12 protein-coding genes are annotated in these 13,523 nt (G+C 65.1%); 6 read left to right on the top strand and 6 right to left on the bottom strand.

What is annotated here, in order from left to right:
* The first annotated feature begins 14 nt into the window (after nt 1–14).
* On the top strand, nt 15–2,297 hold the full coding sequence (locus ACVW16_RS09735; RefSeq protein WP_456736004.1) for a spermidine synthase: 2,283 nt from the start codon (nt 15–17) through the stop codon (nt 2,295–2,297).
* A gap of 9 nt (nt 2,298–2,306) precedes the next feature.
* Here ACVW16_RS09735 and ACVW16_RS09730 read toward each other — a convergent pair whose 3' ends face one another.
* Both ACVW16_RS09730 and ACVW16_RS09725 read right to left on the bottom strand, forming a co-directional pair.
* Nucleotides 2,307–3,245: a glycerophosphodiester phosphodiesterase gene (locus tag ACVW16_RS09730; RefSeq protein WP_456736003.1), complete on the bottom strand. Its 939-nt coding sequence runs from the start codon at nt 3,243–3,245 to the stop codon at nt 2,307–2,309.
* 295 nt (nt 3,246–3,540) lie between these two features.
* Nucleotides 3,541–4,323 carry a L,D-transpeptidase family protein gene (locus tag ACVW16_RS09725; RefSeq protein WP_456699026.1) on the bottom strand — a complete coding sequence of 261 codons (783 nt, stop codon included), beginning with the start codon at nt 4,321–4,323 and terminating at the stop codon, nt 3,541–3,543.
* 361 nt (nt 4,324–4,684) lie between these two features.
* Between ACVW16_RS09725 and ACVW16_RS09720 the strand changes: the two genes are divergently transcribed.
* Nucleotides 4,685–5,008 (top strand): hypothetical protein, encoded by a 324-nt coding sequence (locus ACVW16_RS09720; protein ID WP_456699025.1) that lies wholly within the window; start codon nt 4,685–4,687, stop codon nt 5,006–5,008.
* Nucleotides 5,009–5,036: 28 nt separating this feature from the next.
* On the opposite strand, the gene ACVW16_RS09715 is transcribed toward ACVW16_RS09720, so the two are convergent.
* Together ACVW16_RS09715 and ACVW16_RS09710 are read right to left on the bottom strand one after the other, a co-directional pair.
* Nucleotides 5,037–5,798, bottom strand: a complete 762-nt coding sequence (locus ACVW16_RS09715) for an ABC transporter permease (protein WP_456699024.1) — start codon at nt 5,796–5,798, stop codon at nt 5,037–5,039.
* Nucleotides 5,795–6,718, bottom strand: coding sequence for an ABC transporter ATP-binding protein (locus ACVW16_RS09710; protein WP_456736002.1), 924 nt, complete (start codon nt 6,716–6,718; stop codon nt 5,795–5,797). The genes ACVW16_RS09715 and ACVW16_RS09710 overlap by 4 nt, the downstream gene beginning before the upstream one ends.
* Nucleotides 6,719–7,001: 283 nt before the next feature.
* On the opposite strand from ACVW16_RS09710, the gene ACVW16_RS09705 reads away from it, so the two are divergent.
* Complete coding sequence (locus ACVW16_RS09705) at nt 7,002–7,718, top strand: hypothetical protein (protein WP_456699022.1); 717 nt, start codon at nt 7,002–7,004, stop codon at nt 7,716–7,718.
* Between the two features lie 175 nt (nt 7,719–7,893).
* Nucleotides 7,894–8,847: a LysM peptidoglycan-binding domain-containing protein gene (locus ACVW16_RS09700; RefSeq protein WP_456736001.1), complete on the top strand. Its 954-nt coding sequence runs from the start codon at nt 7,894–7,896 to the stop codon at nt 8,845–8,847.
* A gap of 7 nt (nt 8,848–8,854) precedes the next feature.
* Here the strand turns inward: ACVW16_RS09700 and ACVW16_RS09695 are convergent, their stop codons facing one another.
* Nucleotides 8,855–9,928: a tartrate dehydrogenase gene (locus tag ACVW16_RS09695; RefSeq protein WP_456699020.1), complete on the bottom strand. Its 1,074-nt coding sequence runs from the start codon at nt 9,926–9,928 to the stop codon at nt 8,855–8,857.
* Nucleotides 9,929–10,077: 149 nt separating this feature from the next.
* On the opposite strand from ACVW16_RS09695, the gene ACVW16_RS09690 reads away from it, so the two are divergent.
* Nucleotides 10,078–10,995, top strand: a complete 918-nt coding sequence (locus ACVW16_RS09690) for a LysR family transcriptional regulator (protein WP_456699019.1) — start codon at nt 10,078–10,080, stop codon at nt 10,993–10,995.
* A 38-nt stretch (nt 10,996–11,033) separates the two neighbouring features.
* Complete coding sequence (locus ACVW16_RS09685) at nt 11,034–11,858, top strand: aspartate dehydrogenase (RefSeq protein ID WP_456736000.1); 825 nt, start codon at nt 11,034–11,036, stop codon at nt 11,856–11,858.
* A 66-nt stretch (nt 11,859–11,924) separates the two neighbouring features.
* Here ACVW16_RS09685 and ACVW16_RS09680 read toward each other — a convergent pair whose 3' ends face one another.
* Nucleotides 11,925–13,229, bottom strand: a complete 1,305-nt coding sequence (locus ACVW16_RS09680; protein ID WP_456735999.1) for a PQQ-dependent sugar dehydrogenase — start codon at nt 13,227–13,229, stop codon at nt 11,925–11,927.
* Nucleotides 13,230–13,523 lie beyond the last annotated feature (294 nt).

Here is a 13,523-nt window from a genome sequence, read left to right as displayed (position 1 = left end):
TGGCCGGAGCTCCCATGGATTCGATCGTGCAACCCGCCGCCACGGAGCAGCCGTCCTTGTCGCGCAACCGGCTGCTGCTGGCGGTCTACACCGCCGCGATCTTCGTCAGTGCGCTGCTGCTGTTTTCGGTGCAGCCGCTGTTCACGAAAATGGTGCTGCCGCGGCTCGGCGGCTCGCCGGCGGTGTGGTCGGTGGCGATGGTGTTTTTCCAGTCGCTGCTGCTGGCGGGCTACGCCTATGCGCATCTGCTCATGCAGATCAGGAATCGCGCGGTTCCGGTCGTGGTGCATCTGGTGCTGCTGATTGCGGCCTTCATCACGCTGCCGCTCGGCATCGCCAGCGCCTATGGCGAACCGCCGGCGTCCGGTTATGCGGTCTGGCTGCTCGGCCTGTTCGTGATGTCGATCGGCCTGCCGTTCTTCGCGCTCGCCGCCAACAATCCGCTGCTGCAGGCCTGGTTCGTTCGCACCGGCCATCCTGACGGCCATGATCCGTACTTCCTCTACGCCTCCTCCAACATCGGCAGCTTCCTGGCGCTGTTGTCCTATCCGTTCCTGCTGGAGCCGATGTTCACGCTTCATGCGCAGAACCGGCTCTGGACCGGCGGCTATGGTCTCCTGATCCTGCTGATCGCAGCCTGCGGCGTGCTGCTGCTGCGCTCGCCGAAGCCGGCTGTCGTCGCTGCGCAAACCGAAGAGGCACATGCGCCGGCGCCCACAGTGGCGACGCGGCTGCGCTGGATCTTCCTTGCGGCGGTTCCGTCGGGACTCCTGATCGCAGTCACTGCGCACATCTCGACCGACGTCGCGGCCGCGCCGCTGCTCTGGGTGTTGCCGCTGTCGCTGTACCTGCTGACCTGGGTGGTGGTGTTCCAGAAGCGTCCCTTGCTGCCGCACAAATGGATGCTGATGCTGCAGCCGGTCGCGATCGCGGGCGTCATCTTCCTGCTCGCCTTCGGCGGCGAGCAGAATTTGCTGCTGACGCTCGGTGGCCACCAATTGTGCTTCTTCATCATCGCGATGGCCTGCCACGGCGAACTGGCGCGGACCCGTCCCGCAGCCAGATATCTCACCGGCTTCTATGTCGCGCTGTCGTTCGGCGGCATGGTCGGCGGTCTCTTTGCCGGCCTTGTCGCGCCCTTCACCTTCTCCTGGATCGCCGAATATCCGATCCTGGTCGCGCTCGCGGCGCTGTGCCGGCCGTCGGCGAACGAGCGTGTTGCGGGCATCGTGAGATGGTACTGGCTGGCGCTGGCCATGCTCGCGGTCGCGCTCGTTGTGCCGTCCACCATGACGGGCGATCTCTCGACCTGGTTCGAGGATCAGCGCGTCTGGGTCGCCTGCGCGGTCGGCATGCTCGCCGCGCTCCTGGCGCTGGCGTTCAATGCGGGGCGCTGGAAGATCTTTGCCACCGTCGCGCTGGCGCTGGCCTTGACGCGGATCTATCCTTCGGACGAAGGACGGGTCACCACCGTGCGCAGCTTCTTCGGTGTGCACAAGATCGTCGTGACGCCCGGCGGCTATTTCCATGTGCTGATGCACGGCACCACGATTCACGGCGCCGAGCGCTTCCGCAACAATGACGGCACGCCGGTCACCGGCCGGCCCGAGCCGATCACCTACTATCACAAGGACGGCGGGATCGGTCAGGCCGTCACCGCGGTGCGCGAGCGCAAGGGCGCGCCGTTGAAGGTCGCGGCGATCGGCGTCGGATCCGGCACGCTCGCCTGTGCCGCCGAGCCCGGCGAGGACTGGAAATTCTTCGAGATCGATCAGTCCATGGTCGATGCCGCGCGCGACCCGAAGAATTTCCGCTATATCTCGAGCTGCCAGCCGGACCTGAAGCCGGTGATCGGCGATGCGCGTCTCACCTTCGCGCGGGAGCCCGACGGTGTCTACGACCTCATTATCGTCGATGCCTATTCGTCGGATGCAATCCCGATTCATCTGGCGACCGAAGAGGCGATGAAGATCTACAAGGACAAGCTCGCTCCGCACGGCGCCGTGGTGATGCACGTCTCCAACCGCCATCTCGATCTCGAGCCCGTCGTGGTCGGCATTGCCGATGCCAACGACCTCAAAAGCTGGGTCTTTGACGAGGATTCGGGCCGCGACGCCGACTACATCTTCTCCACCGACGTCGTCATCTCCGCGCGGGAGGCTGAAGACGTCGGCAAGCTCGCCTCTTCAAAACAGTGGGAGGAGACCGACGCGGACGAGAAGGTGCGGGTCTGGACCGACGACTATTCCAACATCCTCGGCGCGCTGTACCGGCGCCTGCGATACGGGGAGCCGTAGATCCGACGCCTACGGCTGAACCGGCGTCCCCGCTGGCAGCTTTATTCCTTTTTCGCCGGCGACCTGTCGCAGCAGGTCTGGCCGATCAGAGATGATGCCGTCGACGCCGAACGCGATCATCCGCGCCATGTCGTCAGGCTTGTTGACGGTCCAGACCACGACGCGCAATCCCTGCGTATGGGCTTCGGCGACAAGTGCTGCGGTAACGTCGCCAAAATAGGGCGACCACACCGCGCCGCCCGCGGCCTTGATCGTGCGCGGCAGCGAACCGCCGTGATCGGCCGGGTTGAAGCCCGCCGTCCAGCTGGTGGCCTTGTCGAGGGTGACCGATGGTGCCGAGCCGCGCTGGATCGTCAGGTACACGGTCGGAATGGTCGGGGCCTGGCGCTGCACCAGCAGCAGCGTCCGCCAGTCGAACGACTGGATCATGACGCGGTCGGAGAATTTCTCGTCTTCGACGACCCCGAGCAGCTTGGCAACGAAGGCTTGCGGCTCCAGCGATTCTTCGGGGTGATCCGGATCGATCTTGGTCTCGATGTTGAAGCGCACGCGTTCGTTGCCGGATTTGCGCACCAGCGCGAACAACTCCTTCAGCGTGGGAATGCGGGTCCCCGGCAGCGCGCGCTGGTCGGGAAACTGCTTGGCATAGGCGCTGTCCGGCCGGATCTGGCCAACGTCGTAGCTCCTGACATCGGCGAAGCGCAGCTTCACGAACGGCGTTCCCGGCGCGGCGACATAGGCGCCATTGGCATCCCGTGCGAGATCGGGATTAAGCCCGCGCTCGTGCGACACGACGACCTCGCCGTCGGCGGTCACGCCGACGTCGAGCTCGAGCGTATCCACCCCCATCGAGAGCGCGTTGGCAAAGGCCGGCAGGGTGTTTTCCGGCAGCAGCGCCCGTCCGCCGCGATGCGCCTCGAGATCGAAAGCCATCGCTTGTCCAGTCATGGCGTGTCCTGTCGTGAGAACCGATAGCACGGTCAGAATTGTCGCAATGGGTGACGGCATCACGGTTCGCAACCCGAGTGAAGGGAAGAGCATATGACGCGAGAGCGATGTCGCCGGCAAGATTCTTATGGTCAATCTGCCGTTTGATCGCGGCGCTCGTCCCGACCCAGCCGTCGTGCGCGATATCCGATGCCGCTGCGAAGAAGCCCGCCGGCATCCTCGAGCCGGTCGCGCGCGTTCGTCGATGCCGTGGGAAGATCGTCGAACGCGGCGACGCCGCGTTCAAACGAAAACATCAGTTCTGGTAGTAGTTGCGCGGCTGATAATACTGCCGCCGCTGCGGCTGATAGTAGTAGCCCTGCTGGCTATAGGCCGGGTCGTAGGTCGGCTGCGTTTGCGGCAGTTGCTGGTAGACCTGCGTACCGTAGGGGCGGGTGATCGGGCGCGGCGCCGGATAGCGCGCCCCGGTGTCGCTGCCGTCGGCGGGATAGATGTAGTTGTCGTCCTGCTGGACGTAGCGCCGCGCGGGCTGCAGCGGCGGCGTCAGGTTCACGGGATCGCCTGAGGTGGCGTATTGCTGCTCCTCGGCCGGCTGCTGCGCGCGGGCGACTGCGCTGTTGGTGCGACCGCGACTGCGCGCGAGCGCGACCTGCGCCGAGCCGGTCAACGTCACGGTGGTGTTGAGCACGCCCTGCTCCTGCACCAGCGCGTAGAGCGTCGAGGCGTTCTGGCGCGACAGCCGCACGCAGCCGTGCGAGGCGGGCGTGCCCAATCGTCCGACCGAGTCGGTGCCGTGGATGGCGTGTCCGACCTTGGTGAAGAAGATCGAGTGCGGCATCGGCGCGTCGTCGAATTCCTTGGAGAAATGATCCTCCTCCATTCGGAAGGCGCGGAAGGACCCGCTTGGCGTCTCGCGCGAGGGGATGCCTGTTGACACCGGCCAGTGATACCGCGTGACCCCGTCGACGACGACGGTCATCTGCTGATTGTCCTTGTCGACGGTAATGTCGACCTTGGCCTGCGCGGTGCCCGCGCTCAAAAGCATCAAGGAAGTGAACACAAAGAATAAGGAACGCATCTGACGTCTGGCCTCCGGCCTGTTCACGCCGAGCATGATCCGGAAAAGTGTGTAGCGGTTTTCCGGAAAGATCATGCTCAACCAATAACGCCGCGGCTCACCGTCCCCCGGCATGCACTATGCCTGCAATCCGGCTTTGGTTCCAGCGGCCTGCCGACCCATCGTTAACGTGATGCCGGGCGTAAGCAAGGCCGCTTTGTGCCGCGCATGTCCCGGCGGCGCTGACATTTTCGCGAGCGGGAGATGCGTTCACATCGCCGACAATTCGTCACAAAGGCGCAACCATTTGGCCGCTTCAGGCGTTGATCGTGTCCTGCCGGACAGGCGACTTTCGCCGTCAGTCATCCCTTTAGGACCAAAGATGAATAAAGCTCGTACCACCGCCGCTGTGCTGCCGGCCGGCTTCCGCGTCCGCCTGCTGTTCGGGGCCGCCGTCGTCCTTCTTGCGCTGATGTCGCTGCCGCATCCCGGCCATGCCCAGGGCATCGTGCGCGGCGCCCAGGAGGGCTCCTATGAAGGCAACCGGATCGCTGGTCCGGTGGGCGGTGCAGTCGGAGGTGTCGTCGGTGCCGGGGTCGGCGGCGCTGTGGGCGCAGTCGACGGCATTCTGGGCATTCCCTATCACGGTCGCCGCCACTGCCGTGGATACTATGATGGCTATCACCACTTCCGCTGTTACCGGTAGTTGGGCGAGCGCGGAATGACGGGAAGGATCAGTTTTTCAACCTGTATCCGGTCCGGAAGATCCACCAGATCACGGCGAGACAGACCGCCAGGAATGCCACCGTCATGCCGATGCTGACGGATACGCTGACGTCCGCAATCTCGTAGAAGCTCCAGCGAAAGCCGGAGATCAGGTAGACGACCGGGTTGAGCAGCGCCACCGTGCGCCAGGTCGGCGGCAGCATGCCGATCGAATAGAAGCTGCCGCCGAGAAAGGTCAGCGGCGTCACCACGAGCATCGGAATCATCTGCAGCTTTTCGAAGCCGTCGGCCCAGATGCCGATGATGAAGCCGAACAGGCTGAACGTCACCGCCGTCAGCACCAGGAAGGCCAGCATCCAGACCGGATGGTGGATATGCAGCGGGACGAACAGCCCGGCTGTCGCCAGGATGATGAGGCCCAAAATGATCGACTTGGTCGCGGCGGCTCCGACATAGCCGAGCACGATCTCGAAATATGAGATCGGCGCCGACAGGATCTCGTAGATCGTGCCGGTGAATTTCGGGAAATAGATGCCGAACGACGCGTTGGCGATGCTCTGTGTCAGCACCGAGAGCATGATCAGGCCCGGCACGATGAAGGTGCCGTAGCTGACGCCCTCGACCTGGCTGATGCGCGAGCCGATCGCCGCCCCGAACACCACGAAATAGAGCGAGGTCGAGACCACAGGCGACACGATGCTCTGCAGCAGCGTGCGCCAGGTGCGCGCCATTTCGAACAGATAGATGGCGCGGATGGCGCGGTGATTCATGACGTCCTCACGAGATCGACGAAGATGTCCTCGAGCGACGATTGGGTCGTGTCGAGATCGTTGAAGCGGATTCCGGCGGTCCGGAGATCGCCGAGCAGGCTGGTGATGCCGGTGCGCTCGCCCTTGGTGTCGTAGTCGTAGACCAGCGTCTCGCCACCGTCGCAGAGGTCGAGCGCGTATTGGCTGAGACTCTCCGGCAGCGAGGTCACCTTGCCCTGCAAATGCAGCGTCAGGCGCTTCTTGCCGAGCTTCTGCATCAAGGTCGCCTTGTCCTCGACCAGCACGATCTCGCCCTTGTTGATGACGCCGATGCGGTCGGCCATCTCCTCGGCTTCCTCGATGTAATGCGTGGTGAGGATGATGGTGACGCCGGATTGGCGAAGCGTGCGGACCACCTCCCACATGCCCTTGCGGAGTTCGACGTCGACGCCGGCCGTCGGCTCGTCCAGGAACAGGATCTGAGGCTCGTGCGACAGCGCCTTGGCGATCATCACACGGCGCTTCATGCCGCCGGACAGTGTGATGATCTTGTTGTCCTTCTTGTCCCAGAGCGAGAGGTCCTTCAGCACCTTCTCGATATGATCGGGATTCTTCGGCTTGCCGAACAGGCCGCGGGAGAAGCTGACCGTCGCCCAGACGCTCTCGAAGGCGTCTGTGTGCAATTCCTGCGGCACGAGGCCGATCAGCGAACGCGCCTTGCGGTAGGAGGTCTGGATATCCTCGCCGCCGACAAGGACTTTGCCTTCGCTCGGATTGGCGATGCCGCAGACGATCGAGATCAGCGTGGTCTTGCCCGCGCCGTTGGGGCCGAGCAGCGCGAAGATCTCGCCGCGCTTGATGTCGAGATTGATGTTCTTGAGCGCCTTGAAGCCGGACCCATAGGTCTTGGACAAGTTGGCGACGGAAATCATGGAGGACATGGGGGCCGTGTGGGTGGGGGGGAGGCGCCGAAACCCGCCCCCTGGCGGGCGGAGAGCAGCGGAACCCTGAAATAGGAATGGCCTTGCCCCGTCGCAATTGGCGAGAGAAAAATGGTCTCAAAACCGGGCGTTAAGCGGCAGGTTTAGAACGAGTGTTGCGCGATGGTCACGGGTTGCGGCTAAGATCATTGTTCACGCGGCTCTTTGTTGCGTCTGCGAGCAGGCCGTGGCTACGATTCCGGTCAATCGCGAAGCGTATTGTATGTCCCCAGGGAAACCATCGATGAGACCGAACGGCCGTCACACAGCCGGCGCCAGCCAGTTGCCCACTCTCCGCATGTGGGCGATCTGCCTGCTTCTGCTGTCAGCTGTTGCCATGACCCCGACCTCCGCCCGGGCAGCACCGAGCCAGGCCGCGGCGACGACGCATGTCTATCTGCTCCGTGGCGTGCTCAACATCTTCTCGCTCGGGCTCGACACGATCGGCGCCCGGCTGCAGGCGCAGGGTATCCCGGTGACCGTCGCAAACTTCGTGTCCTGGTCCTCGCTCGCCGATGAAGCCGCGACGGAATACAAGGCGGGCCGGCTCAAGACCATCATTCTGGTGGGCCACTCCTCGGGCGCGACCGCGCTGCCTGACATGATCGCCAAGCTCAACCATCTCGGCGTTCCCGTGAAGCTCGCGATCGGCCTCGACTCCGTGTTCAAGACCAAGCTGTCGACCGGCGCCGAGCGCTACATCAACATCTATATCGGCGACGGTCCGGGCGAGCCCGTCCGCGCCGCCGATGGTTTCCATGGCAAGCTCGACAATGTCGACGTGCGCGGCAGCGGCGTCGGCCACATCACCATCGACAAGAACGAGGCGATCCAGCGCCGGGTCATCGCCGAGATCGACGCCGCGATCGCCCGCTCGCGGGCTCCGGCGGGACCGGTCGCCGAGCCCCGTGCTCCGCGGGGGGCGCGTTCAGCGGCAGCAATGGCGCCGGCACGGAACTGAAACAGGCATGCGGCGGCTATTGGCCGCCGCCGGCTCACTGCGCTCGCCTGGGCCAACCCCGGTCAAGGAAACGGCCCGCGGCCCAAATGATCCGTGCCGCAAATTCCGCCCAATCGGTGGTCACTAAGCGCCGCAAGGGAGGCGCTTGCCTCCGGTGGCGGGACTGCAGGGCTCGATGATTGATCCAAGGCGACTTCTGGTGTTGGCGGCGGTTGCGCTGCTCGCCTTGAACTCCGGTCTGGTCGCGGCCTCGCCCGCCAAACCGAAGCGTGCGGCCGTCACGACGCCTGCGCCGCCTCCTGATCCGCCACCAGCCGAGCCGCAGCCGCCGCCGAAGATTTACCTGTTCCGAGGCGCCATGGGGCCGATCTTCTCGACCGGCATCGACCGGCTGAGCGAGAGGCTGACCAAGGCCGGCTTCTCGGCCGACGTCTACGAATTCACCTTGTGCCGGCTGATCGGCAACCGCGCCATCGCCAGTTACAAGGAGAGCCCGGCGCCGATCGTGCTGATCGGCCATTCCATGGGCGGGCTATGCTCGGTTCTCATCTCCGAGATGGCGGCCAAGGAGAACATCCCGATCAGCCTCGTCATCACCATCGATCCCGCGCACGCGACCGATGACGTGCCGCTCAATGTCGAGCGCTTCATCAACATCTTCCTCTCCGACAGCGTGCTCGGCGGCGGCAACGTCGTGGCGGTGCCCGGCTATCGCGGCCATTATGCAAGCTACGACCTCAAGGAGAACAGCCGCGTCACGCACATCAACATCGAGAAGTCGGACGACATCCATCGACAGATCGTCGAGATGGTGACGCAACTGCCGCGCATCCAGGCGGCGCAGACCGAGGCCGATGCGGTGCCGCTGCGCTATCTCGTCCCCGCTGATACGCTGGTCGAATTGTGGGACAGCGGCGTGCGCATGCCGGTTCGCCGCGGCGATACCATGGAGAGCATTGCCGCAGCCAATCGCGTGCCGCTGTGGTCGCTCGCGCAGAGCAATTCGCTTGCGGAGAACGCAGCCCTCACCCCGGGGCAGTCGATCATCGTCCCGCGCCATTTGACGCCGCCGGACCCGACGGCGGCGATGGCGGTGCCGCCGACAGCGGCACCCTCAGGGCGGAAGTAGGATTCTCTCAGACGTTCGAGCCGTGGATCGCGTCGATCACGGCATCGGTCACTTCCTTCGTCGTCGCCTTGCCGCCAACATCAGGCGTCAGCACGCCGGCTGCGCAGACCTGCTCGACCGCCTTCATCAACCGTGCCGCCGCATCCCTCTCGCCGAGATGTTCCAGCATCTGCGCACCGGTCCAGAACGTTGCGACCGGGTTGGCAATACCCTTGCCCGTGATGTCGAAGGCCGAGCCGTGGATCGGCTCGAACATCGAGGGAAAGCGGCGCTGCGGATCGATGTTGCCGGTCGGTGCCACGCCGAGGCTGCCCGCCAGCGCACCGGCGAGGTCGGAGAGAATGTCGGCGTGGAGGTTGGTCGCGACGATGGTGTCGAGGCTCTTCGGATGCAGCGTCATCCGCACGGTCATGGCGTCGACCAGCATCTTGTCCCAGGTCACGTCGGGGAATTCGGTCGCGACTTCGGCGGCGATCTCGTCCCACATCACCATGCCGTGGCGCTGGGCGTTCGACTTGGTCACCACGGTCAGAAACTTGCGCGGCCGGGACTGCGCGAGCTGGAAGGCGTAGCGCATGATGCGCGTCACGCCGACGCGGGTGAAGACCGCGACCTCGGTGCCGACCTCCTCCGGCAGGCCCTTGTGCGCCCGGCCGCCCATGCCGGCATATTCGCCTTCCGAGTTTTCGCGCACGATCACCCAGTCGAGATCGCCGACGCCGACATTGCGCAGCGGCGAGGCGACGCCGGGCAAAATCTTGGTGGGCCGCACATTGGCGTATTGGTCAAAGCCCTGGCAGATCGGCAGGCGCAGGCCCCACAGCGTGATGTGATCGGGCACGTCGGGGGCGCCGACCGCGCCGAAATAGATTGCGTCGAACTTCTTCAGTTCAGTGAGGCCGTCCGCCGGCATCATCACGCCGTGCTTCTTGTAATAGTCCGAGCCCCAGTCGAATGTCCTGACCTTGAAAGCGATGTCGCCGCTGCGCTTGGCCAGCGCTTCCAGGACGCGGACACCCGCCGAGATCACCTCGGGGCCGATGCCGTCGGCGGGAATGGCTGCGATCGAATGGGTGCGCATGGGATGCTCCGTTTGGGATGTCAGTGGAATGCCTGCAATGAGCCTAGGCAGGGTCGCCGTCGCGCTCAATTCGCACTGGTTTATACAAAAAAATGATATAATCGCCGGCACGTCCGGTTCGGTCGATCGGGCGAGAGTGAGGACTTTGAATGGAATTGCATCAGCTCCGATGCTTCGTCGCGGCGGCCGAGCAGCTGCATTTCGGCCGCGCCGCGCAGAATCTCCAGATGCTGCCGTCCGCGCTTGGGCGCCAGATCAGGCTGCTGGAAGAGGATCTGGGCACGCGGCTGTTCGCGCGCACGACCCGCGCCGTCTCGCTCACCGAGGACGGCACGACACTGCTGCGCGACGCCCGCGCCATTCTCGCCCGGGTCGAGGCCGTCGAGAGCAATTTGCGCAACCGCTCGCGCGAAGGCGTTGCACGGCGGCTGCGGATCGGCGCCATCGACAGCGCCGCAGCCGGCCTGCTGCCGCCGTTGCTGCGCGACTTCCGCAGCGGGCATTCCGACGTTTCGGTGCAGCTTGTCGAGGACAAGACCATCAGGCTATTGCCGAAGATTCTGACCGGCGCGCTCGATCTCGCGTTCGTCCGTCCGCCCGACCGGGCGGACAAGCGGCTGGAATTCCGACCGCTGCTCCAGGAGACCGCGATCGTCGCCTTTCCGCAGCGCCATGCGCTCGCCGCGCGCAAGTCGGTCATGCTGGCCGATATCGCCGATGAGCCGTTGCTGGTACCGGACCGCCGCTCGCGGCCGGACAGCCACGACCTCACGACAAAACTGTTCGAGCAGGCCGGATTGACGCCGCGCATCGTGCAGGTTGCCGACGAGAAGCAGACCATCATCAATCTGGTCGCAACCAAGCTCGGCGTTGCGATCGTGCCGCGCTGGACCGCGCGAATGGCGGTATCAGGCGTGCGCTTCGTGCCGCTCCGGCCGAAGCAGAGCGGCCCGGTCGGCCGGCTGCCGCTGGCTGCGGCCTGGTTGCGCGGCTCGCGCGATCCGGCCCGCGATGCGATTTTGGCGGTGCTGGAGAGGCGCCTGCGCAGCTATGCGCGCGAGGCGTGAGAGGCTATGACACGGCTCTGGATCAAAGGTGGGATGCAATGACGGATCAAAGAGCGCCGAACCAATTGCGGGTGGCCATCGCAGGCCTGGGCTCGATCGGCAGCAAGATTGCGACTGCGCTCGATCAGGGTATCGAGGGGTTGACGCTCTCCGCCGTGGCCGTCCGCGATCCCGCCAAGCATCGGGCGTTCCTCAGCGGTTTGCGCCATCCGCCACAGATCCTGCCGATCGAGCAGCTCGGCGACGCGGCGGATCTCGTGGTCGAATGCGCGCCGACCAGCCAGTTGCGTGCGATCGTCGAGCCGGCGGTGAAGCGCGGCAAATCCGCGGTGGTGGTCAGCGTCGGCGGGCTGCTCGACAATTTCGACCTCGTCGATCTCGCGCGCGCCAATGGCGGCCGCATTCTCGTGCCGACGGGCGCGCTGATCGGGCTCGATGCGGTCAACGCCGCCGCGGTCGGCACGATTCATTCGGTGAAGATGGTCACGCGCAAGCCGATCGACGGCTTGAGGGGCGCGCCGTTCATCGTTCAGAACACCATCGACATCGACAATCTGCGCGAGCCGCTCAAGCTGTTCGAGGGCAGCGCGCGCGACGCGGCGAAGGGCTTTCCTGCAAACGTCAATGTCGCCGTTGCGCTGTCGCTGGCGGGCATCGGGCCCGATCGCACCCAGATGCAGGTCTGGGCCGACCCCACCGTGACGCGCAATGTTCATCGCATCGAGGTCGAGGCGGATTCGGCGCGGTTCTCGATGGGCATCGAGAACATCCCGTCCGAGAATCCCAAGACCGGGATGATCACTGCGCTGTCGGTGATCGCGCTGCTCCGCAAGCAGCGCGCCACGTTGTGCGTGGGGACTTGAGTTCCCCACGAGGGGGAGGGAACGCACCTCTCTCGGGGCGCCGGTGGAGTGCTACTGCTTCAGATCTTACGCGCCCGTGACGCGCCAGATCACGTTGCCGACGTCGTCGGCCATCAGCAGCGACTTCTTGTCGGGACCGATCACGACGCCAACCGGGCGGCCGTAGGATTCCTTCTCGTCCGGGGACAGGAAGCCCGACAGGATGTCGCGAGCCGGGCCTGAGGGTTTTCCGTTCTCGAACGGGATGAACACCAGCTTGTAGCCGGACAGCGTGCTGCGATTCCAGGAGCCGTGCTGGCCGATCACCATGCCGTCTCCGAATCCCGGCAGGGTCCCTGCGGGCATCCAGCACAGGCCGAGCGAGGCGGTGTGACCGCCGAGCGCGTAATCCGGCGTCAGCGCCTTGGCGACCATCGCCGGGTCCTGCGGCACGCGGTCGTCCACTGTCTTGCCCCAGTAGCAATAGGGCCAGCCGTAGAAGCCGCCATCGCGCACCGAGGTCAGGTAGTCCGGCGGCGTCTCGTCGCCGAGCCCGTCACGCTCGTTGACCACGGTCCAGAGCACGCCGGTCGTCGGCTCCCAGGCAAGTCCCACGGGGTTGCGCAGGCCCGCAGCAAAAATGCGATGCGTGCCGGCGGCGAGGTCGAGCTCGTAGATCGCGGCGCGGCCTTGTTCGACCTCCATGCCCATCTCGGCGATGTTGCTGAGCGAGCCGACGCCGGCGTAAAGCTTCTTGCCGTCGGGGCTTGCGAGCAGGCTGCGCGTCCAGTGGCCGCTTGGCTTGAAAGTGGTGAGCCGCTTGCCCGGCGCGGTAATGCCGTCGGCATTGGCCACATAGGGGAAGGCCATCACACCGTCGGTGTTGCCGACATAGAAAGTGTCGCCGACCAGCGCCATGCCGAAGGGCTGGTTGAGGTTCTCCATGAAGGCGCCGCGGACTTCCGCGACGCCGTCCCCGTCCTTGTCGCGCAGCAGCGTGATGCGGTTGGCGGACACGCCGAGCGCCGCGGCGCGGCGCATCGTCGCCTGCATCGCGTAGTGGAACACACTGCGCGGCGCACCTGCGATCTGCGTCGCCTCGGCGATCAGCACGTCGCCATTGGGCAGTACCTCGATCCAGCGCGGATGGTCGAGATCGGTCGCAAACGCGTTGACCTTGAGCCCCGGCGCGACCGTCGGCTTTTGGCCCTGGCTCCAGCCCCTCGCGGTCGGCATCTTCAAGGTGGGCAGCGCCCCCTGCGGCTTGGCTTCGGGAATGGCGGGCGCCTGACCCCAGGCGGGTGCGGGCGCGGTGCCCGAGAGCTTGCGCCATTGCAGCGCGACTCCGCCAACGAACGCGACGAACTGCGCAAAGATGCTGGAAAAACTCATGGGAAAGCCCTTGTCGAACATGCGGCACAGTGCAACGCCCGACCGCACCAAGCCCCGCGCGGGCTCAGGCCCATCGTCGATCTCTCCAGATCGACGATGGAACGTCGTCGTGCCAGTTTGCGCGCGCATCCAACTGGCTGGCGGTCAAAACGTCAACCGGGACGGAACTCACAGGGTGGCAATTCCGTGGGAATGGCAGCTGATCGAATTTGCATAGGGAGTTCCCGCCCGTCATCCCGATGAGGTGCGGAGTGGCGCGATGCATTCGCATCGGCGGCTTCGCACCTCGCAGGA

The sequence above is a fragment of the Bradyrhizobium sp. USDA 4474 genome, assembly GCF_054057515.1.
The sequence above is the reverse complement of the archived record's forward strand: the minus strand, read 5'-3'. Positions and strand labels throughout refer to the sequence as shown.